At 63.2% G+C, this 22,471-nt stretch carries 13 protein-coding genes, 2 pseudogenes and 1 other annotated feature; of the genes and pseudogenes, 11 read left to right on the forward strand and 4 right to left on the reverse strand.

Going from position 1 to position 22,471, the window contains the following annotated elements; genetic code table 11:
* Nucleotides 1-35: 35 nt before the first annotated feature.
* Nucleotides 36-602, reverse strand: a complete 567-nt coding sequence (locus tag HUN08_RS16965; protein ID WP_124248832.1) for a hypothetical protein — start codon at nucleotides 600-602, stop codon at nucleotides 36-38.
* 567 nt (nucleotides 603-1,169) lie between these two features.
* Between HUN08_RS16965 and dnaB the strand changes: the two genes are divergently transcribed.
* The gene (gene dnaB / locus HUN08_RS16970) at nucleotides 1,170-3,380 is read left to right on the forward strand and encodes a replicative DNA helicase (protein WP_124248831.1); all 2,211 of its coding nucleotides are present in this window, start codon (nucleotides 1,170-1,172) and stop codon (nucleotides 3,378-3,380) included.
* Between the two features lie 274 nt (nucleotides 3,381-3,654).
* On the opposite strand, the gene HUN08_RS16975 is transcribed toward dnaB, so the two are convergent.
* Nucleotides 3,655-4,473, reverse strand: coding sequence for a hypothetical protein (locus HUN08_RS16975; protein ID WP_006896694.1), 819 nt, complete (start codon nucleotides 4,471-4,473; stop codon nucleotides 3,655-3,657).
* 238 nt (nucleotides 4,474-4,711) lie between these two features.
* Between HUN08_RS16975 and HUN08_RS16980 the strand changes: the two genes are divergently transcribed.
* The 8 genes and pseudogenes from HUN08_RS16980 to HUN08_RS17010 all read left to right on the forward strand — a co-directional run bounded on the left by HUN08_RS16980 (nucleotide 4,712) and on the right by HUN08_RS17010 (nucleotide 15,879).
* The gene (locus tag HUN08_RS16980; protein WP_228461459.1) at nucleotides 4,712-5,374 is read left to right on the forward strand and encodes a TnsA-like heteromeric transposase endonuclease subunit; all 663 of its coding nucleotides are present in this window, start codon (nucleotides 4,712-4,714) and stop codon (nucleotides 5,372-5,374) included.
* Between the two features lie 158 nt (nucleotides 5,375-5,532).
* On the forward strand, nucleotides 5,533-7,566 hold the full coding sequence (locus HUN08_RS16985) for a transposase (protein ID WP_223291302.1): 2,034 nt from the start codon (nucleotides 5,533-5,535) through the stop codon (nucleotides 7,564-7,566).
* An 83-nt stretch (nucleotides 7,567-7,649) separates the two neighbouring features.
* Entirely contained in the window at nucleotides 7,650-8,621 is a 972-nt protein-coding gene (locus tag HUN08_RS16990) for a TniB family NTP-binding protein (protein ID WP_223259049.1), read from the forward strand.
* A gap of 32 nt (nucleotides 8,622-8,653) precedes the next feature.
* Nucleotides 8,654-8,992 (forward strand): annotated as a pseudogene (locus HUN08_RS18445) (TniQ family protein); the annotation flags it as partial.
* Nucleotides 8,993-9,520: 528 nt separating this feature from the next.
* The gene (locus HUN08_RS18450) at nucleotides 9,521-10,183 is read left to right on the forward strand and encodes a hypothetical protein (protein WP_006896689.1); all 663 of its coding nucleotides are present in this window, start codon (nucleotides 9,521-9,523) and stop codon (nucleotides 10,181-10,183) included.
* Nucleotides 10,184-10,246: 63 nt separating this feature from the next.
* A pseudogene (locus HUN08_RS18455) lies at nucleotides 10,247-10,624 on the forward strand (TniQ family protein); the annotation flags it as partial.
* A 1,443-nt stretch (nucleotides 10,625-12,067) separates the two neighbouring features.
* A complete protein-coding gene (locus HUN08_RS17005; protein WP_006896687.1) occupies nucleotides 12,068-15,478 on the forward strand; it encodes a helicase-related protein in 3,411 nt (1,136 codons plus the stop codon).
* Entirely contained in the window at nucleotides 15,478-15,879 is a 402-nt protein-coding gene (locus tag HUN08_RS17010; RefSeq protein ID WP_006896686.1) for a hypothetical protein, read from the forward strand. Before HUN08_RS17005 ends, HUN08_RS17010 begins: the two co-directional genes overlap by 1 nt.
* Before the next feature lie 15 nt (nucleotides 15,880-15,894).
* On the opposite strand, the gene HUN08_RS17015 is transcribed toward HUN08_RS17010, so the two are convergent.
* A protein-coding gene (locus HUN08_RS17015; RefSeq protein WP_223291304.1) for an IS3 family transposase occupies nucleotides 15,895-17,141 on the reverse strand; the annotation gives its coding sequence in 2 pieces (ribosomal slippage) (nucleotides 15,895-16,856 and nucleotides 16,856-17,141; 1,248 coding nt in all).
* Nucleotides 16,735-16,863: a sequence feature (AL1L pseudoknot), on the reverse strand. Its footprint overlaps the gene before it by 129 nt.
* Before the next feature lie 302 nt (nucleotides 17,142-17,443).
* Here HUN08_RS17015 and HUN08_RS17020 point away from each other — a divergent pair.
* Both HUN08_RS17020 and HUN08_RS17025 read left to right on the forward strand, forming a co-directional pair.
* A complete protein-coding gene (locus tag HUN08_RS17020) occupies nucleotides 17,444-18,067 on the forward strand; it encodes a TetR/AcrR family transcriptional regulator (protein WP_124248859.1) in 624 nt (207 codons plus the stop codon).
* 121 nt (nucleotides 18,068-18,188) lie between these two features.
* Entirely contained in the window at nucleotides 18,189-21,230 is a 3,042-nt protein-coding gene (locus HUN08_RS17025; protein ID WP_006896682.1) for an RND family transporter, read from the forward strand.
* A gap of 40 nt (nucleotides 21,231-21,270) precedes the next feature.
* Here HUN08_RS17025 and HUN08_RS17030 read toward each other — a convergent pair.
* Nucleotides 21,271-22,436 (reverse strand): IS3 family transposase gene (locus HUN08_RS17030; protein WP_165353480.1). Its coding sequence is split into 2 segments (ribosomal slippage): nucleotides 21,271-22,161 and nucleotides 22,164-22,436, totalling 1,164 coding nucleotides; the frame shifts between segments, so codons are not numbered across the junction.
* Nucleotides 22,437-22,471: the final 35 nt, after the last annotated feature.

Raw genomic sequence — 22,471 nt, forward strand, 5'->3', positions numbered from 1 at the left:
CGTATCGAGACCCCGCACGCCCGACCTCGCTACCGCTACCAGCGCAGGCTCTTGGGCAGCTTGTACTTCGGCGGGTTCGGGCTGTGCACGTCGGCGGGACCGATGAACTTGTGCCACTTGGGGCTGATGACGAATCCGCGGCCGGCGCTCCACATGCAGGAGACGACGGCCGGGCGCGGGCGGGCACAGGTGACGTCGTAGATCGAGATGCTGCGCCCCACGGGCAGCACGGGCGCCCGGAAGTGGGCCTGGGGCACCAAGTTGACCGTCGGTGCGGCAAGGCCCTCCGGGGTGATCCACCAGGGGCCCTGATGGGCCGCCAGGAGCACGCCCTGCATCCCGGCGGGCGCGGTGGCCGGATGGCCCTTGCACGCGACGTAGCCGGGCGCCTGCCCGATGGAGCAGTAGAACGGGGGGCTCTGGAAGAAGGCGCGGCCGTTGTTGTCGTAGTTGTACGAGACGTAGCGCGAGGAGTCGACGGCCGGATACTTGGCGAAGTCGAGTTCGGGCGGCGTTGCGGCTGACGCCACGCCAGGGGCGAGCGCCAGGACGGAGCCGGCCGCGACGATCGCGGTCAGTGCGCGCAGCAGTGCAGTTTTCATTCGGGCATTCCCCCTAAGTTTGCTGTCTCACATTTCACCACGGCGAAGGCCGCTGCGGGTCGGCTGGGGATAAATCTGATCAATCCCGTTGCCCGGATCGACACAGGCCCCGAAAGTTGTGACGCCGTTCACATTGTGTATGCGCGAACAGGGTTGAGGGTTTCCTTGAGACTTGTTCCGGCGCGTTGCGCACGACACGCCGTAACAACCCCAACTCACCCCCTGTGGATTGCGTCTACGCATGCTGATCAGCGGAAACCATCTGCGATACGCGGTTACCGGAAAGTTTTCCCCGGATCTATACACAGCCCGACGCCCACGACGCGAAACAATCCACAGTTTCTCCACAGGCTCCTACACAGCCAGCGTTTGAGGTCGTTTGCGATCACCAATAATCTCTGTCCCGGTAGATCGCCACTGCCCTTCACGACAGCGGCGGCGGGACGGCACCGGGGGACTCCCCGGGAACCTCCCCCGTCGTTGTCAGAGGGTGGGCGTATCAAAGACGTAGGCGGGCCGACGCGGCCCAGAGACCGGGGCTGTCGAGTTCCGAAAGGGGGTGGGCGTGTGTCTGTGACCGAAGACCAGGGTCACGAACCGTTGCCCGAGGATTTGCCGAACGAAGACTTCGGCAGACAGCCCCCGCAAGACCAGGCAGCAGAGCAGTCCGTGCTCGGCGGCATGATGCTCTCCAAGGACGCCATCGCCGACGTGCTGGAGAAGATCCGGCCCGGCGACTTCTATCTCCCGTCGCACCAGGCGGTGTACGACGCGATCCTCGACCTGTACGGCAAGGGCGAGCCGGCCGACGCCGTCACCGTCGCGGCCGAGTTGGAGCGGCGCGGCAACCTCAAGCGCGTCGGCGGCGCCCCGTACCTGCACACGCTGATCTCGACCGTGCCGACGGCCGCGAACGCCGGGTTCTATGCGGAGATCGTCGCGGAGAAGGCGATTCTGCGCCGTCTCGTCGAGGCCGGTACGCGCATCGTGCAGTACGGCTACGCCGGCGGCGAAGGCCAGGACGTGGCCGAGGTCGTCGACCGCGCGCAGGCCGAGGTGTACGACGTCACCGAGCGCCGTACCGCCGAAGACTACGTCCCGTTGGAGCAGTTGCTGCAGCCGACGATGGACGAGCTCGACTCGATCGCGTCGCGCGGCGGCATTTCCCTCGGCGTCCCAACGGGTTTCGCCGATCTCGACAAGCTGACCAACGGGCTGCACCCCGGGCAGATGATCATCGTCGCGGCACGCCCCGGCGTCGGGAAGGCACTGGCCCTCGACACTCCCCTGCCGACGCCCGACGGCTGGACGACGATGGGCAACGTCTCCGTCGGCGACATGCTCCTCGACGCCGACGGGAAGCCGACGCGGGTGGTCGCGAGCACCGACGTGCTGACCGACCGGCCGTGCTACGCCGTGCGGTTCAACGACGGCGGCGTGCTCGTCGCCGACGCGCAGCACCAGTGGGAGGCGCAGCTGGGCGAACACACCGTCGTCGCGACGACCGAGCAGCTGCGCTCGCATATCGGGTGCGCGTCCGTGCGCAATGCCTCGCCGCTCGAGTTGCCGAAGCGACGTTTCGCGTACGGGCCGTACACGGTGGGCGCCCTGGCCGGGATGGCGTTCGACGACCCGGAGATCGGGATGCGCATCGACGCCGAGGGCGAAGTCGACGTGATGACGCTGATGTCGGATCTGGGCGGGCAGGTGCCCGTCGAGTACCTGCGCGGCTCGATCGCACAGCGACGCGCGCTGCTGGCGGGCATTCTCGACGCCCGCGCGGTGGTGGAGGACGACGGGCGGATCACCGTCGCCGCCGCAACCCGGCACATGACGTTCATCGTCGCCGATCTGGTTGCCGGCCTGGGGTATTCGTACCGACGGCTGGCGTCGGGGTGGCTGAGCGTCGACGCCGACGACGACGTGTTCACCGTTCACCACAAGGCGATCCGCCACAAGGAGCTGCGGCAGCCGTCGCGGTCGCGGCGGATCGTGGCGATCACACCCGTGCCGACGGTGCCGGTGCGCTGCGTGCAGGTGGACAACGCCGATCACCTGTACCTGGCCGGCGAGGCGATGGTGCCGACGCACAACTCGACGCTGGCGATGGACTTCCTGCGGTCGTGCTCGGTCCACCACGGGCTAACCAGCGCCATGTTCTCGTTGGAAATGAGTAAGAACGAGATCGTCATGCGCCTGCTCTCGGCCGAGGCGAAGGTGAAGCTGGCCGACATGCGCGCCGGCTCGATGAGCGACGACGACTGGACGCGCCTGGCGCGCCGGATGGGTGAGATCTCCGAGGCGCCGCTGTTCATCGACGATTCGCCGAACCTGACGATGATGGAGATCCGCGCGAAGGCGCGCCGCTTGAAGCAACGGCACGACCTGAAGATGGTCGTGGTGGACTACATGCAGCTGATGACGTCGGGCAAGAAGGTCGAGTCGCGTCAGCAAGAGGTCTCGGAGTTCTCGAGGTCGTTGAAGCTGTTGGCGAAGGAACTCGAAGTTCCGGTGATCGCCATCTCCCAGCTGAACCGTGGTCCGGAGCAGCGTACCGACAAACGTCCCCAGGTCTCTGACCTGCGTGAGTCGGGATCGCTAGAGCAGGATGCCGATATGGTGATCCTGCTCCACCGCCCCGATTCGATCGAGCGCGACGACCCACGAGCCGGCGAGGCCGACATCATCGTGGGTAAGCACCGTAACGGGCCCACCGCGACCATCACCGTGGCCCACCAACTCCACCTCAGCCGCTTTGTGGACATGGCGCGGGGTTAGGGTATCCCCTTGTCGAGATGCAGCGAAGATTAGCAAGGTGGTCCCGCTTGTTTAACAAGCCTGATCACGGCGTAAGAATCGCCCTGACTAGGGCAAACATGGTCAGGCGAGCGTTGCCCGTAGCCCGCGTTTCGGTATGATTTCCTGCTAATTTTGCCGGGGAATCTATTCCTGGAAATCGCCGAGTGCGCGGGTGAAACCGGGCGACGAAGGGGCTGAAGTGACCGGCGGCTGGCGGCAGGCTATCGGCGATTGGCTTGTGGGATGAGCTCGTCTAATTCGCAGATGACGTTGGTGCTGGTTTTGGGGATGTGCTCGGCGGATTCGACGCTTGCTCGGTGACTCCGTGACCGGGCTTGGTCAGCGGAAGGGTTGCGAGGTGCTTCTGGAGCCGCTTCGACATCGGCATGAACGTGACGAAGGTCAGGCTTCCCGAGACAACCGCGCCTACCAGCGGCACGACCTTGGCTGCGCTCTTGGCGAAGACCTGCTTGGTCATCTGAATGCCCAGGAGCCCTGCAACCTTCTTGACCACCGGATATATCGCACCCTTGGTGAGAGCCTTCTGCGGCAGCTTCCTGGCCACTTCACTTGCGATCAACTTCGAGACTTGCGCCACGCCGGCCTGGGCCGCGTTCACGCCAAACATCACGCCGATGAACAGCGTGAGCATGCTTTCGGTCGCGGAGTCCATTCCGTCGGCGCTGTCGTCGAAGAGCTCCGGCCAGCTGTAGATGTAGGCGAGCTTCTGGACGACGCGAAGAAGGTGCCCATAGTACTGCGCGATATCAGCCGGGACCGTGCCGATCGCTGCGAGGCCTCCAGGGATGCCGGCTGCCGTGGAAAGTGTCGTCACCTTGCCGGTCTCGAACTTGATCACGCTGTTGGCGATCTTGTCGATCACTTGAGGTGTTACGCCTGCTTCGGCCGGTGTTGTGGCGATAGCGAGTTTGATCTGCTCGTCGGTGCAGTATCGCTTCAGCTCTCTGCGGAGGAAGGCCTCCCGGTTGATCTGCACACCCGGCAGCTGAGCCGATGCCTGCAGCGTCTGCTCGAACTTCGTCGACGGAGCGACCTGATTGCCTTTGGCCATGGGAGCAACCTATCGCAGCCTTCCGACACGGACCGCTGATGGGGCGAAGGAGACGTCGGCCTATCACCCGAAATGCCTCGCTGACCGATTGTCGACTTGCTCCCTTAGTAGCCCTTCGACCTCGATTTCTTGCTAGATTTGGTGCTAATTCCTGCGGAAGCGGAGGTGTCACTTGACCGAGAGTTCCCGCGCGGCGGTGACGTGGCGGTTCCGATTCGCTGGCGACAAGGTGTCCCGCGTGTTGAACTGGCGGTCCGACGGTCCGCCGGATCTCGCACGTGTAGTTCCGATTCGCAAGCCTCGATCCTCGGAACGTCACCGGCACATACCTGTCACTGCGTATTCACTGACCATGCGCGACCACCTAGAACTCGAGTCGGGCCTCGAGCATGACCTCTTGCGACGCCTGGACCGGCTCAACGATATCGTCGCGCTGATACCGCAACCGTGTCAGCTGAAGCGGGGCGGATCGTCCTCGGCGAAAAACACGCCCGACTTACTCAGCCTTGACGACACCGGGGCGGTAACGCTCTGGAATGCACGCCTGCCGCACAAGATGGACGACAAATTCAAGCTTCAGGTCGCAATGGTCGAGGCCGCCTGCGCGAATGTGGGATGGCGTCACGAGGTATTCAACGGACTCGACCGCGTAGAACGCCTAAACCTTCTGTGGCTGCACGGCTACCGCCGAAGGCCTTCCTGGTATGACCAGGTGGCTGGCGAGATCGGGAAGGAAGCAAGTAACGACGCCGCGACTCTGGGCTCCCTATTTCGTCTGGATACCGGAAACGGGGAGGCCATCGCCGTGGTCTGGCACATGGTCTGGTCCGGTGAGCTGGATACCAACCTCTCGAAGCGATTGACGATGGAAACGCCAGTGCGCGCGGGACTGGTGGCGTAGTGGACACAAGTCGCACAGTGGTTGAGGTCGGTGGCCGACTTCTGACTGAGTGGGGAACCGGTCTGGTGACAGCGGTATCAGCGGCCGGCGTAGACCTCCGCACCAGCGTCGGCGATTCCTTGCACGTCGATTGGCCCGAACTCGCAGAGGTGCGAGTCGTGGTCGATGGCGATGTAGCGCCAATCAGACCGGCGCTCCGCCCGTACTGGGATGGCCTGTCTGAGGAAACGCGCCGAGCCGCCCTCGACAAACTTGAAATCGTGCATGAGATACTGACCGGCTACCGGGACGGTCACGCCGAACTCGCGCGCGATGGCGAACCGCGCCCACCCTTCGGCGAAGGCTTCGGCGTCTCCGAGGCGGCGCGCTGTCGCGCGATGGCGGTCGCGTTGCAGCAAGAAGCTGTGGGAGATCGTGCCCTACAACGCCGCATCGCGAACGGTGAGATCAAGCGATCGGCTCCGGTCGACAGCACCATCCGCAACTGGGTGCGTGCATGGAAACGCGACGGACTACTCGGGCTCCTCGATGCCAGATCCCTGCGTCGCGAACAGACGTGGGAGCGAATCGATGAGCGCTATCGGACTGTTGCTGAGTTGGTCTTCGCCACCCTGGACGGAGATCGGGCGGACGCCAACATCAGCGAGCTTGATCGGCGGATCAAGGTTGAGCTCAAGCGTGCAGGGCACGTGGATGTCTCCACGCCGCAGCGTCTGACGGCAGAGTATCTCGCGCACCTCAAACGGGGCGCGGGCGCAACAACCCGCACCCAGAGAAGCCGGTCGCTACAGCGCGTGTCGGGCAAAGAGCACTTCCCCGCAATCAGGCCTGGGCAAATAGTCGCCATCGACGCCACGAGGGCGGACAACCTCGTATACGACCCGCTTCTCGGGCGACCCTTCAGCGTCGAAATCCTCACTGCAATCGACGTCGCCACCAGAGTGGTCCTCGCACTGCGCGTGGTGCCGAAGAGCGCCGATGGAATCGATGCCGGGCTACTTCTCTACGACATCTGCCGCCCGTTCTCGATGATGGTGGAGGGCACCACCATCAGTCACTGGCGCTGGGCCGGTTTGCCCCAAGTCGTCGACGCTTCTGATGTCGCGGTCAACGTTGGGCGCAGAAGTGTTGCACCCGATTTCACTACGCTTCAAGGAGAGCACCACATCCCTGGCGTCATGCCGGACGCGATCCGCGCCGACCACGGTTCGATCTTCGTGTCCGATCACTTCCGCGCGATTCTGCGCGACTTCGGGATTGACTTGTTGCTCAGTCGCGGGAAGAAGCCAACGGACAACCCCCACGTTGAACGCTGGCACGAGACGCTACAACGGGCCGTTCAACAGCTCCCCGGCTACAAAGGTCGCAATACCTCGGAGCGCGGTCGATTGGTCGCCGAGGAGGCATTGGTCACGGCCGCCGAACTGGAAGAACACCTTCGGCGATTCGTCGCCTTGGACTACCACCGGTCGTGGCACACAGGCTTGGTTATCGGTGGTGAGCCCACCGCTCGCACCAGTCCTTTGGAGCTCTGGGACATCATGCTCGACGTCACCGGCCGTATCGACGTACCGCAGCGTGCAGACATGATCTATCAGATGCTTCCGGTCAAGTGGGGCACAGTCGGAGTCGCAGGTGTCGAGTTTGCTGAGATGGTCTACGACGGCAAGCTGCTCGATGATTTTCGGAATGTCGCACGGGGCCAGTTCAGGGACGACGACAACAAGGTTCCCTTTCTTGTCGACCCGCACGACTTGTCGAGCATCTGGTTCCCGCACCCCGAGACCGGCCGTGTACGCCCCGTTGCGTGGCGAGGATCTTTCTTCACTGACGCGCCGATGACCGATACGATCGTTCAGGCTGTTAGGCGGCGCGTCCGCGAACGCGGCGGCAACCACATTCTGAGTCGGGGCTCAGCGCAGCGGCAGATCCTCGACGAGCTCACGGAACTCACCTCTGGGCCCGTTCCAACTGACTGGACTGCCAAACTGTCAGCCGCGCACCGCAGAGTTGAACAATCGCGCAAAGACCACGAAGAAGCTCAGGCAGCCCAAGGTGCAACCCGCGACGAAGCCACTCAGTCGGGCGGCAACGAAGCACGCACCAAGACGCCCCATACCGATTCACCCCAGGACGACGTTCCCTTGGACATCCTCGACGTCCCGTGGCCGACGATGCGGGCCGACTCCTGATGGACTCTCTCGCTTGGCATTTGGCTTGCACCAAAACGGAGTTGCCAGAACCACCTCTGTACACGTCGGCTGGTTGGGACAGGATGACATCCGAGGACCGCTCGCGGGCGGTCGATGCGCTGCGTCAATGGATGAATGGACTCTACGTCGAAACGGCCGAGACCCGCGCAGTCGCAGACCGACTCACTGAGATCGTGCAGGAGAATTCTGAAACGGGCCCCGGTGCGAAGGCAATAGCGTCGGTCACAGGCGCAAGCACGCTCGGGAAGAGCACGGCGGTCCGCCGCTGGGCCACAAGGAAATACGTGGAATGGATCGTAGGCGCACCGAAAGGCCCTGCAGAACTGCCCACGTGGAACCCTCAGCCAACGATCGACGCAGACCTATGCCCCGTCGTTTGGGTCAACCTGCAATCTGGCTCGATGGTCAAAGGATTCAACTCCCAAGTCCTTGACTTCTTCCGCTTATCCGCCAGCGGCGCCGCCCACCAGACGTCAACCGCCGCGGTCAGGGCATTGGCACGCCACGGCGTGCGCACCCTTCTCATCGACGACTTCCATCTACTGCGTACCAACTGGAAGGGCGGCCGGGAGGTCCTCGATCACGTGAAGTACATGAACACCGAGCTCGGCGAATTCAACGCCAGCTTAATTCTGGTTGGGACAGACCTCGAATCCAGTGAAGCCATGAGCGATGCCCAGCTTATCGGCCGCCTCCAGCCAATGAGCTTCAGTCCTTACGGAATCGAGACTTCGGAGGAGCAACACGCGTGGCAGCAACTGCTCTACGGGCTGGAAGGTTATCTCCTTCCGCATCTCCCTCGGGCAAGCGAAGGGCTTCTCACTTCACAGCTCGCGGGGCCCATCTGGAAGCGATCTCAGGGCTACGTCGGTGACGCGACACGCCTCCTCCGCATTGCGACACTTGCAGCGATCGCCGACGGCACGCACACGATCAACCCAGAACACCTGAAGGAAGTCCGCCTCAGTAAACGAGCGCACGCAGCAGAGGCGGAAATCGATCTTCGGCGCCGCAGCAAGCAGAGCAGGGTGTGATGTCACCGGCAGACAACGGAAGGGGGCTATCCATGCGAGAGCCTCGTATCGGCTATCTGCCTGCTCGACCGATTCCAGCCGACGATGAATCGCTGGAGTCCTTCGTATTGCGCGCGGCGACGGCGAATTGCACCACCGTCACCAAGATCCTTGGTCGAAGTCAGTTATCGCGATCAGCGTCTGACTACGAGCCGATTCTGCGGCACCTGGCCACGCTGACGCGCCAGCCATTCTCGCGCATTTCGGCGATGACCCTTGATGACTGCCATAGTCGAGTGCTCGCGAAGGAAGGCTGGCTGGCAAGTGAGTGGGGTCAGCATTGCCGTTGCGCCCCAAACGGAGTGGCACGGCGAGAGTGGGCTTTGGCTCTGTCTCCGGTCTGCTTCTACTGCGGGCACCTCATCGGGATGCCCGGTAGTGGCACTGCGCAGTTGACCAGAGTTCCCAATCGGATTCTGTCGGTCTGCAAGGAGGTCTCGTCCGCTGCACACAGATCTACGACTGACTTCGATGCACTCGACCGACTTGAGTGTCTCCGTGCGGAACTACCCTCGGTGGCTCGTCGGCTCAGTCGAGGATCTGCACACTGGATCCCAGCTGATGCTCAGTTGGTGACCACTGCGACGGCAGATCTTGCGACGAGTCACGAGTCCGAGGAAGAGCTACCGCGATCTCCTGCCGTTCGTGCACTGGCCATCGCAATGGCCTGGGAAGAACAGCGAACGTGGCTGACACCACGAGTATCTCCACATCCACGTCCCACTCCTGTCCGACCAGAGAATTCTGAAATACCCGATTCGCAGGTCTTCACTCGACGGGTACTCCGCACAGGCGCGAAGACTGTCAAGACCATGCGGTTACCGAAGAGCTCAGTCCGCCATCCACGCGGCGAAGATCTGATGCGGCTGGCGCTTGGCCATACGCAATTGACGCTTGACCACATCCCAGGGATCTACCGGCAAGAAGGCGAACCGTTCGTGCTCGACCCCGCCCAGTGGTTGTGGCGTTCCAGAGTCGCGCTACTTCTCAGTCAATGTGTTCGGTTGCGCGATCATTGGAGCCTTGCCGACGAGCCGACCTACCGTCTGACGAAAGCTGGTAGCTACTCGATTTGCATAGGGGCGTGGCCGAAATGGACTCCGATCTTCCACCGCGAGAGCGACATTGCCCATGCGATGAATCTGGCGCGAGCTCTATGCCTCGACGAGCTCGTCAACTACCGTGAGCGCCGCGACGCGTTAAGACGGATTGAAGCCGCCCCGCCGGACCTGGTCGGCACCCTGCCCGCAGCCGCCCGGAACTTCGATGGCTGCGCCCGGCTCGCCGCATCTTGGATGTGGTTCGATGCAACCTGTGATAGCCCGCGTACATGGCCAGACGCCGAACACCTGAAAGCATTTGACGCTGCGCTCAACCCCGAAGGCCGTCTCATCCTCCGCAGTGCCGCCGAAGCGATCTGCGTCGCCGACGAAGATCTTGTGCGTCAGGTTGGGAGTGGAGACTTCGGTGTGGTGGATTCGGACCGAGTCTCAGAAGAGGACCGGACTCGTGTGGGCGCGTGACTTCCAGTCGCTCGCCCACTGCGGGCGCTACCAAACCGCGACGGCGATGGAGCCTCTGAGCTAATGCTCCCCGCTCGAGTTGCAATCGATCCACGCGAGTCGCTTGATTCGTACCTCGAGCGGATTGCACTTGTGAACGATCTGACGACCAAGAGTCTTGTCCGCATGCTCAAGGAGAACCGGGACGGATCGTCGGTCTCGACGGCTTTCATGCTGGTCCGGCCTAGCGATGAGCTCGTCGGCCGAATAGTGGATCTCACTGGGCTGGGGGCATCGGCCGTCGAGAATTCGACCTTGTTGCGTTACGACGGAGGCGCGCCACTCAACCTCGACGGCTTCGACCCGCTCGATCGGGCGAGCTACCGCGCCATCGTTTGCCAGGGGTGGTTCCCGCAGCATGGGACGCAACTATGCCCACTCTGCCTATCGCACGACGGAATCTGGCAGCTGTCGTGGAAGCTACCGGTGTCGACAGTGTGTCCCGACCACGGCGTCTACCTGGTCGCTGAGTGTTCAAGATGTAGCCGGCGCTTTCGAACGCGACACCACAGTCCGCTGCGTCCTCGGCTCGATGAACACCAGCCGTGCGGGAATCCGCTCGGATTCTCGGCTCCCTGCCGACACTCCATCCTGAGAGAGAAACCGACGGCTGCATCCGAAGGTGCAATTCGGACCGCAACACGGGTTACGGCCGCTATCCAAGGCGAAGAAACGAGCGTTCTCGATGGCGCTCTCGCGCCCCCCGCGTACCTCGCAGAAGTCCGAAACTTAACCACTCTTCTACTTCACCTCGCATCCCGGTCTCGCGCAAGGGGTTTCGTCGAATGGGCCGGAGATCTCCAAGCCGAAGCCGCTGGTCGCACAACTGAGCTTCGAGGGCCTCGGTGGGGTATTCAGCCGCCGACAAGTGCAGTCACCCGCGGTGAAGCACTGGCGGAGGCGGATGGGATTCTGTCCAGTCCGGAGAGTGCGGACGCCGTCGCACGGTTGGCCGAGTGGTTCGATCTGATCCCGGACGTCCCGGGCGGCCCGAGAGGATGGATCGTCAATCGCGCGGCAAAGAGTCCGGTGTTGAGCTGGCTGGTGGTCCAGGTGCTTTCAGCCCGCCGCCATGTCGGCCTGCAGATCGATCATCACGACGCGTTGATCGATCTGCCGCTGTCTGCGATCCCTCAACTCCTCGATGAGCACACCTACCGTCGTCATTTCGCTGGGATGCTGACAACGCAGGAAAGCACGGGGCGGCTGTACGCCTCCCTGTGTATTGCGCGCGCACAACGGCCAGGGTCGACGTGGTCCACTGCTGCAGCGAGTATCGAACTCGACCCGGACATTGGCAGACGGACATCGCGAGCGGCGAGCACGCGACTGGCCGCGAGTCCTTCAGAGATCGCGGCAGCCGCCAGCGCGGCAGCGAGGGAACTATCGCGTCGACGGGATTTTCGGGCGCTCGAGCGACGAGTCATCGAGCTCGCGAGTACGCCCGACACGTGGTTCACCGATTGGGCGCGGTCGGCGAGTCCGAGGAGGCGCGCGGCCGCACTCCCGTACGCGGTGACATGGATGTGGTGCGAGGTTGCTCAGGGGGGGTTGGACACCAGCCCGGCGTGGCCGCCGCCGGTGACCCGACAATCGAAGGCGGCTTATCGGGTGTTTCGTGACACGCTTCCGGAGGAGTTGGGGCGAGCATTGCGCGAACTCGCCGATGGGAACTCGAGGTGACGGGCGTCGGGCGGCACCTCAGCGAAGTCTTCGACAGCTTCTCAGCAAGCGTTCGAAGGCCTGGCAATGCCACTCGGCTTGGTCTCGTTGAATTCCTGGCGATGGCGAACCTGTCAGTATCGGCGGGTAGCGTTCGAGGGCTGGCAATGAGGAGGTCCACGCGTGCAGCTTGAAGAGTTGAAGCCCGGTCTGCGAGTCGAGGGTCTCATTCCCGCAGAGGTGATCACTGTCATCGCTGCTCAATGGCATGGCACGGACGCACTCGCACTCACTTACCAGAACGGCTCAGGTGGACTTGGCCAACAGGTTGTGTTCCGCAAGGACCAGGACAACCTCAGCGTCGCCACCAGCGGTAGCCGCGCGTTTGACGCCACCGCCAGCGACTTCAAGCTCGTCGCCGAGGCCCAACGTATCTCGCTGGCCGGCCTTTTCGATCCAATGCTGGCCGTCGCCACGAGCGACGTGCAGCCGCTGCCGCACCAGATTCGCGCGGTGTACGGCGAACTCCTACCGCGGACCCCGCTTCGGTTCCTTCTCGCCGACGACCCCGGTGCCGGCAAGACGATCATGGCCGGCCTCTACATCAAGGAGCTGCTGCTCCGCGACGACGTCAAGCAGTGCCTGATCATCGCTCCCGGTGGACTGGTCGAGCAGTGGCAGGACGAACTGTTCTTCAAGTTTGGGCTGCGGTTCGACCTGCTGACCAACCAGCTCATCGATGCCAACATCAACCTCAACGTCTTCGAAACGAACCCACTCGTGATCGCACGCATGGATCAGCTCTCCCGCAACGAGGCACTCCAGGCCCAACTGAAGGAGACGGAGTGGGATCTGATCATCGTCGACGAGGCACACAGAATGGGAGCGCACTACTTCGGCGGGAAGCTGGAGAAGACCAAACGCTTCCTGCTGGGGGAGCTGCTCGGCCAAATTACCCGCCACCTCCTGCTGATGACCGCGACTCCACACTCGGGCAAGGAAGAGGACTTTCAGCTCTTCCTCACTTTGCTCGACCGCGATCGGTTCGAGGGCAAGCAGAAGAAGTCTGTCGACGTCACCGGAATCATGCGGCGCATGGTCAAGGAAGACCTGCTGACGTTCGAAGGTAAGAAGCTCTTCCCTGAACGCATCGCCGAAACTGTGCCCTACGAGTTGACCGAGCGGGAGAAGGGCCTCTACGAGGACGTCACTCGCTACGTCCGCGAGGGCATGAACCGTGCCGACAGGCTTGGCGGCAAGCGTAAGAACACTGTCGGATTCGCCCTGACTGTCCTTCAGCGCAGACTCGCCTCCAGCCCTGAGGCGATCTACAAGAGCCTCGTCCGCCGCACCGAACGGCTGGAGCGCAAGAAGACCGAGATCCTCAACGGCACCTACAAGGAACCCGACGACGTCATCGGCTCGGGCGACTTCGACGAAGATGAATACAACGCCGAAGAACTGGAGCAGCTTGAGGAAGACGTGATGGACGCGGCCACCGCCGCCCAGACCGTCGAGGAGCTCAACGCAGAACTTGTCGAACTCGCCGATCTGATTGCGACCGCCAAGAAGGTCCGCGAGGCTGGCACCGACCGCAAGTGGACCGAACTCTCCACGATCCTCCAGGACAATGCGCTGGTCACCGATTCGAACGGTTGGCCACGGAAGTTCATCATCTTCACCGAGCACCGCGACACCCTTGACTATCTCCAGTCCAAGATCGGCTCTTTGCTCGGCAAGCCCGACTCGGTCAAGGCGATCCACGGTGGCGTCCGCAGAGGTGAGCGGCGCGTGATCACCGAGGAGTTCACCAAGAACCGCGACGTCCAAATCCTCATCGCAACCGACGCCGCTGGAGAGGGGCTTAACCTTCAGGCCGCGCACCTGATGGTCAACTACGACCTGCCGTGGAACCCCAACCGCATCGAGCAACGCTTCGGCCGCATCCACCGCATCGGCCAAGAAGAGGTCTGCCGACTCTGGAACCTCGTAGCCTCCAACACCCGCGAGGGTGAAGTCTTCACCCGCCTGCTGGAGAAGCTCGACCAGATGCGTCAGACATACGGTGGCAAAGTCTTCGACGTCCTCGGCGAGGCGTTCACCGAGACCCCGCTGCGCAACCTCCTGCTCGATGCCATCCAGCACGGCGAGCGCCCCGACGTCAAGGCTAAAATGCATGAGGTCATCGACGCGTCGGTCGGGGATGGACTCAAGGATCTCCTCGACGAACGGGCATTGGCGTCGGAGAACCTGGCCGAGGCCGACCTGCATGCACTGCGCGCGGCAATGGACGAAGCACGCGCCCGCCGCCTTCAACCGCACTACATCGAGATGGCATTCAAGGCCGCCTTCGCCCGCCTCGGCGGCCGCATCGTGAGGCGCGAACAGGGTCGCTACGAGATCGCGAACGTGCCCCAGCAAATACGCGCCGCAGGCACAGGGCCGATCGCAACCAAGTACGACCGAGTCACGTTCGATCTTGGCAAGGTCCACGCCGACGAACTCAGCCGCGCCGACCTTCTCGCCCCGGATCATCCGCTGCACGACGCGGTCATGGACGAGTCCGTGCGACAGTTCGGTGGTTCCCTCAACCGAGGCACGATCTTGGTTTCCTCGACGCTGGAGGAGACACACCTGCTCGTCGGCGTGATCGAAGAGGTCGCCGACGCGACCGGAGAGTCCGTCGCACGCCGCTTCGGCTACGCATACGTCGACAGCTTCGGCACCGTGACGCCTGCCGGCCCCGCGCCCTACCTGGACTGCGTGGCGGCACCCGAGAACGCTGTCACCGATACAGCCCGCACCCTCCCGTGGCTGGCAGGTGCTGAAGACAAAACCACGAGCTGGATTATCGCCAACCAACTCCCCGACTACCTCGACGACGTTCAGCCGAGGCGCCTCGCGGAGTTGAGTAAGGCACGTGACCTGGTCATCAAGCGGCTCGAAGGTGAACGCGACCGCCTCATCCTCGATGCCGCCGTCGCGGCGGAAAAGGAACGCGCCGGTGAGAAACCGAAAGAATCATCGGAGAGCCTGAATCGTAAAGCCGTCGAACTCGACGCCCGTCTACGCAAGAGGCTCGCACTGCTTGACCACCAGCAGCTTATGTCGACCAAGCCACCACGCATCGTCACCGCAGCACTGGTGCTCCCCGTCGGGATACTGGAGACCGACCTACCCGCGACCGCGCCCATCCACGCGAAGGAGACCAAAGAGGTCGAACGCCGCGGTGTCGACTTGGTGATGGCCCGTGAACGTGAACTCGGACGCAAGCCCGTCGAGCAGGCCTTCAACAATCCCGGTTTCGACATCCTCTCCACAGACGCCAAAGGCGACACCTACCGCATCGAGGTCAAAGCGCGTATCGAAGGAGCGACCGACTTCTTCGTCACCCACAACGAGGTGATGGTTGGTAAGAACGCCGCCCCGCGTTACCGCCTCGCTCTCGTCCGCGTCGACCCGCGTGGCGCCCAGCACGACGAGGTCCGCTACCTCGACAACCCATTCGCCACCACCGACCTCGGTGACTTCAACGCCACCGGCATCCGAGGCGATTGGTCCAAGCAGTGGGCAAAAGGGAAGGCGCCGTTTTGATGGCATCCAAGTCCTCCCGAAAACGGCGGAACAAGAAGCGCCGCCAGGACGCTACTAAAGCCGGGCACGCCGACCAACACGTTCAGGTAGTGCTGGAGCGCGCCTTCGATACTGCTGGGTTGCTTTCAGACGTCTCGAAAGCGACCGACCCTGCAGCGGAGGTTGAGCGGCGCATCGATGATGCGGCGACGCAGTTCGTCGAGGGGTTCGCTGGCTACGACCCTCTGGGAACGCTTGAGGCCATTCGCATGATGACGTTGCCGTTCGCCCCGGCGGGCGTCTCGCCGCCCGCCAGCGCGCAGAGCGGCCCCGCTGTCGCAGAGGTCTTGGCCGTTGTGCTCCGGTGTGCGGAGTCAGAGATGGATTCCGGTGTCGAACCCAAGCGGGTCGATCAAGACTGAATCGCCCCGGGTTTGTCAGAGGCTCGCAAGTGCCGCGTCGGCGGGTACCGGTGCGGGGTGGTTGTGATGATAGGTGTCCTCGAGCTCGATGGGCGGGATCATGCCGATCTCGCCGTGCAATCGCCGGTGATTGAACCAGTCGATGTATTCCGCGGTCGCGATCTCGAGGTCGTCGATATTCTTCCAGGGCCCGCGGTTGCGGACCAGCTCGGCCTTGAACAGCGAGTTGAAGGCCTCGGCCAGGGCATTGTCGTATGAGTCGCCGGTGGAACCGACCGAGGCGGCCGCGCCAGCCTCGGCAAGACGCTCGGTGTAGCGGATGGCGACGTATTGAACGCCCTTGTCGCTGTGGTGCGTGAGCCCGGTGACCGACTGGCCTGCGCGATCGCGGGTCCAGATGCCCATCTCCAACGCGTCCAGCGCAAGGTCGGTCCGTAGCGACTTCGAGAGCTGCCAGCCGACCACGCGGCGAGAGAACACGTCGATGACGAACGCGGCATACACCCAGCCGACGAAGGTGCGGCAGTAGGTGATGTCCGCGACCCACAACTGGTTCGGAGCGGTTGCAGTGAAGTCGCGATCGACCAGGTCAGGCCGACTATCCGGGCCGCGACCGGAGATCGTGGTGCGCGGGCCCTTGGCTCGGCTAATCCCTCGTAACCCCGCAACGCGCATGAGCCGCTCGACCGTGCAGCGCGCGACGACGACGCCCTCGCGACGCAGTTGGGCGTGGACCTTCTTCGCCCCGTAGACGCCAAAGTTCGCCGAGTGGACGCGGTGGATCTCGATCAGCAGTTCCTCGTCGCGCAGTGCTCGCTTCGAGGGTGGTCGGGTCTTGAACGCGTAGTACGTGCTCGGCGCGATCTGCGTGCCCGCTGCGGTCAGCGTCCGACAGATCGGCTCGACGCCGAACTCATGCTTGTACTGGTCGATGTATTCCACGATCAACGCTGTGGGCGGTCGAGCTCCGCCGCGAAAAAAGCCGAGGCCGACCTCAGGATCGAGTTCGCCCTGCGCAGCTCACGCACTTCCTTCTCCAGCTCGACCAGGCGCTGGGACTCGCTGGTCGTGGTCCCGGGACGGTGCCCCTCGTCGACCTCGGCCTGCACAACCCAGTTCCTCAAAGTCTCGGGATTGATCCCCAGTTGCTCGCCCACACGGCGGAACGTGCCCGACCTCGTCGATGGATCGCGCCGTGACTGAACAGCCATCCTCGTGACTCTCTCCCGAAGCTCGTCGGGGTACTTCCTCGGTGCTGCCATGCTCCTCATCCTCCCGTGGATTCAGAGCCTCCACCAGACCCGGGGCGATTCACCCTTCAGCAGTACCCACCCCAGCCCTGCCGCCAAGCCCCGAATTGATCTACCAACCCTTCGCCGAAGGTACCCCGGAGGCGGGCACCGTGGCGCCGACCTTCCTGCCGGGTCGGGGTGTCGAACAGGTGAATTGCACGACTAGCCCGGCGGACACTCCTCGACTTTCGCTATTATCAGTAGCACTTCGTGCGAACCAAGATCGCCAGGCGCCCGAGAGCAGTCTCGGGGATGGGAGTGTGGGTGCGGTGATGGCGGCCAGGCGCGACGCGGGTCCTCGGTCCAAGGACGTGATGGATGACAAAGACCCGCGTTTGGTTCGTTCACGCAACCGGTTGGTTGATGCGGCATCTGCCCTGTTGAAGACCGGCGGGGTTGATGCAGTCGCGGTCGGGGCGGTCTCCCGGATGTCGCGGGTGGCTCGAACGACGTTTTACCGGCATTTCGACGGCACCACCGATTTGTTGGCTGCGGCGTTCGAACGATTGTTGCCCCACGCCGACGTCCCTGACGCGCACGGACCAATCCGCGACAGTTTGGTGCGGTTGGTCCGTGCTCAGGCTGCGTTGATCGAGCAGGCGCCACTGCAATTGACCGCCTTGGCGTGGCTGGCGATGGTGCCGGAGGAGCCCGGGGAGCAGCAGAACACCCTCGCGCCGCTGCGCGCTCGTGTCATCGCGCAGTACCGGGAACCGTTCGATCAGGTGTTGCAGAGCGCCGCCGCCCAGAAGGAACTCGACGAGTTCGATCCCGGCGTGGCCATCACCCAGCTCGTGGGCCCGCTGGTCTTCGCGCGGCTGTCCGGCCTTCGCTCGATGAGTGGCGCGGACTGCGAACAGCTTGTCGACGACTTTCTCGCCGCCCACCGCCGCTGATCCGATAGTCCCGCGTCGCCGAACAATCCATTCCTTTCGCTACATGCTGTAGCGTAGTGATACCGATTGATTCATTTGTCGAAGGGTGTGCGATGCCAACGCAGCGATGGATGCGTGAGCAGTGGTGAAGCTTCGGCGATCGACCGGTCGCGGTGAGTACAGCCGGTCGCTGGGGCAGGTGGGACGCTTCGTCTTGTCGCACAAAGCGCTGGTAGCGGGCGTCTGGGTGGCTGTTGCCGTGGTGTTGGCTGTGCTGTTTCCCCAGTTGGAAACAGTTGTGCGCCAGCAATCGGTGGACCCAATTCCTAAGGGCGTGCCGTCGTTTCAGGCGCTCGATCGCATGGGCGAGGCGTTCGACGAAAAGGGCGCGAAGACCACGGTGTTCGTGGCAATGGAAGATCCGGCCGGACTCACCGAGCCCGCCCGCCAACGCTATGACGACCTCGTGGTCCGGCTCCGCGCCGACCGCGATGATGTGCAGGCCGTACGCGACCTGCTCGCCGACCCGATCACTGCCCGACAAGCGCTCAGCGAAGACGGCAAAGCCTGGTACTTGCCCGTCGGGGTCAGCGGCAGCCTCGGCGGGCCGACGGCGGCCCACGCTGTGGAATCGATCCGCGAGACCGCAGCAGAGGTCTTTACCGGCACCAGCACGACAGTCCACGTGACCGGACCAACAGCGACCTTCAGCGACCAAATCGTCACCGCTGAAAAGGATCTGGTGGTCATCACCATCGCCACCGTCGTGCTGATCGCCATAATCTTGCTGATCGTCTATCGGTCGGTGTTCACTGCGTTGCTACCGCTTCTGGTCATCGGTATCAGTCTCGCCGTAGCCCGCGGAGTCATGTCTGCGTTAGGCGAACTGGGCATGCCAGTCTCGCAATTCACCGTTGCGTTCATGACCGTCATCTTGCTCGGCGCCGGTGTGGACTATTCGGTCTTTGTGATCAGCAGATACCACGAAAGGCTGCGCCAAGGCGCCGCCGCGTCCGACGCTCTCATCGATGCCACCGCCACCATCGGACGGGTGATCCTTGCGTCGGCAAGCACTGTTGCTCTCGCGTTCTTAGCCATGGTCTTCGGGCAGCTCAGCGTCTTCGCCACCCTCGGCCCCGCCTGCGCAGTGGCGATCCTCATCGGATTCCTCGCCACCGTCACGTTGTTGCCGCCAGTGCTGCTGTGGGCTGCGCGATGGGGGTGGGGTGCCCCGCGCAAAGACCTCACGCGGCGCTACTGGAACCGCATCGCGGTCCTCGTCGTACGCCGCCCGGCGCCGTTGCTGGCCGTCAGCCTCGTCGGATTGACGATCCTGAGCGTCACCGCGCTGGGCATTCAGATCACCTACGACGACCGAGACGGTCAACCCACAACCACCGACAGCAACGAAGGTTACGCACTGCTCAACCGGCACTTCCCGCAAGACATCACCATCGCGGAATTTGTCGTCGTGGATTCGCCCACCGATCTGAGAACAACCAACGGACTTGCCGACCTTGATCAGATGGCAGCTCGGATTGCGCAGATCCCCGGCGTCACCCGTGTGGTCGGTGTCACTCGCCCGACCGGAGCCAAACTCGAACAAGCCCAACTCTCCTGGCAGAACGGGCAGATCGGCGATCGGGTGGCCGGCTCAGTGGGTGAGGGCCAAGCCCGCAAAGGTGACCTCGAACAATTGCGTTCTGGTGCAGACCAACTCGCCGACGGCCTCGAACAACTCGACATACAGATCCGCACCAATCTCACCCCACTGGCTGGCATTCTTAACCAAGTCACCACCATCGGGGCCGAAATAGGTCAATACCAACCACTTCTACAAACACTGACCGCCGCCGCACCCCAACTCGACCAAGCCGCGCAGAACGCCCCTCAGCTAGCAGCCCTGGCCGAACAGTCATCAGCCGCCATAGCCACAATCACCTCAGTGCTCCCGTTACTGGATAACTCAGCGCTGTGCACTCAACTACCCCAATGCAGCACCCTGCGCCAACAAGCCCGCGATCTCGCCGCACTCCGCGACAGCGGGTTCTTCACCCAGATCACGACACTGTCCACCCAGCTCGCGCAGATGGACACCCCCCTCACCGCGGTCACCAACCAACTCAACGCCACCGTCGCCACCCTCGAGACCACGCTGGGAACCATCGGGGCCCAAGACCTGCCAACCAAACTCGCCCAACTGCAGACCGGGGTCTCCCAACTCGCCGCCGGCTCGCGAACACTCGCCGAAGGCGTATCTGCACTCGTCGACAGCAACCTTCAACAACTCGCCGGCATGGCCACGCTCGCCGCCCAACTACAGACCACCGCGCGCGAAACCCGCGGCTCGGACTCGGCCACCGGCTTCTACTTACCCAAAGATGCTTTCGCTGACCAGCAATTCGCCGACGTTGCGCGCCAATTCATCTCCCCGGACGGACACACCGTGCGCTACGCCGTCCAGACAAGCTTCGACCCCTACAGCGCGGACGCCATGCGCCTGGCCAGCACCATCGCCACCGTCGCCAACGACGCAAAACCCAACACCACCCTGACCGACTCCACCGTCTCCGTCGCCGGCTTCCCCGCTATCAACGCCGACCTGCAACGACTGCTCACCAACGACTTCCGCCTCCTGGCCCTGGCCACCCTGGCCATCGTCGGCATCATCCTGATCATCCTGCTGCGCTCACTGGTCGCACCCATCTACCTACTCGGCACCGTCGTACTCAACTACACCGCAGCATTGGGCATAGGCGTCCTGATCTTTCAGCACATACTCCACACCGACATCGCTTGGCCTGTGCCCCTATTAGCGTTCATCGTCCTGGTAGCCGTCGGCGCCGACTACAACATGCTGCTGGTCTCACGATTGCGCGAAGAATCACATCACAACGTCCGAGTCGGAGTGCTCCGCACCGTCACCAACACCGGCTCAGTTATCACCTCAGCAGGCCTCATCTTCGCCGCCAGCATGTTCGGCCTCATCGCCGGTTCCATCGGCATCATGACCCAAGTCGGACTCATCATCGGCGTAGGCCTTCTCATCGACACCTTCATCGTCCGCACCATCGTGGTACCAGCCATCGCCACACTCCTCGGCAACGCAAGCTGGTGGCCCCAAAAGCCAACGACCCCTCCCACCCAACGCCGCCACCGACCCCACCCCGCAAAGCAAACATAAAGCCGGGGGACTGCTGCACGACCAGGTGACAGTTTCGGTGTCATGCCGCTGAGGCGGCTGTGTTGATGATCGTCTCGTATTCGATCGGGGTCAACCGGCCGAGGCGGGCCTGACGACGGCGTCGGTGGTAGGTCCGTTCGATCCAGGTGACGATCGCGATCCGCAACTGCTCGCGGGTGCTCCAGCGGTGCCGGTCCAGGACGTCCTTCTGGAGGAGCGCGAAGAACGATTCCATCGCTGCGTTGTCGCCGGCGGCACCGACTCTGCCCATGGACCCAACCAGGCCGTGTCGGTTGAGCGCGGACACGAACTTCCGCGACCGGAATTGAGAGCCCCTGTCCGAATGGACAATACAACCCGAAACATCGTCCTCTCGGCGGGCAACAGCGTTGTCCAGAGCGGTCACGGCGAGACGGGACTTCATCCTGGAGTCGATGCTGTAGCCGACGATCCGCCCCGAGCAGGCGTCTTTGATCGCGCAGAGGTAGAGCTTGCCCTCGTCGGTCCAATGCTCGGTGATATCAGTGAGCCACACTTGGTCCGGTGTGTCGGCGGTGAAGTCGCGTTCGACCAGGTCGTCGTGCACAGGCGGGCCCGGCTTCTTACCGTTCTTCCCACGTTTCTTGCCGAAGCTCGACCACCACTGGTTGGCCGAGCAGATCCGCCATGCCGTCCGCCCGCTCATCGGCTGACCAGCAGCTTCGGCTTCATCGGCGAGGAAGCGGTACCCGAATTCCGGGTCATCACGATGCGCGTCGAACAGGGCGTTCGCCCGCTCCGCTTCGACCCAGTCTGCCGCGGTGACCGCGTCCCTGAGCCACCGGTAGTAGGGCTGTCTGGAGAGCTTGAGTACCCGGCACGTCACCGTGACGGGGATTCCGTCGGCGGCGAGCTCTTTCACGAGCGGGTAGAGCCTTTTCCCGGAAGGTTCGCCTGCGACAGATATGCCGCAGCCCGTCGCAGGACCTCGTTCTCCTGCTCCAACAACCGATTCCGCTTCCGAAGCTCTCTCAGTTCGGCAGATTCGGTCGACGTTGTTCCAGGCTTGTGTCCGTCGTCGATGGCGACGCGGCGCATCCACTTGGCCAGGGTCATCTCATGGATCCCGAAGTCTTTCGCGACCTGCGCGAGTGTCACGCCAGGTTCACGGTCTCGGGCTACCCGGACCACATCGTCGCGGAACTCCTGCGGATAAGGCTTAGGCACGATAGTCATCCTTCCAGGCCCACCCTCGGGCAAGC

The organism is Gordonia sp. X0973 (assembly GCF_013348785.1).
GTDB lineage: Bacteria > Actinomycetota > Actinomycetes > Mycobacteriales > Mycobacteriaceae > Gordonia.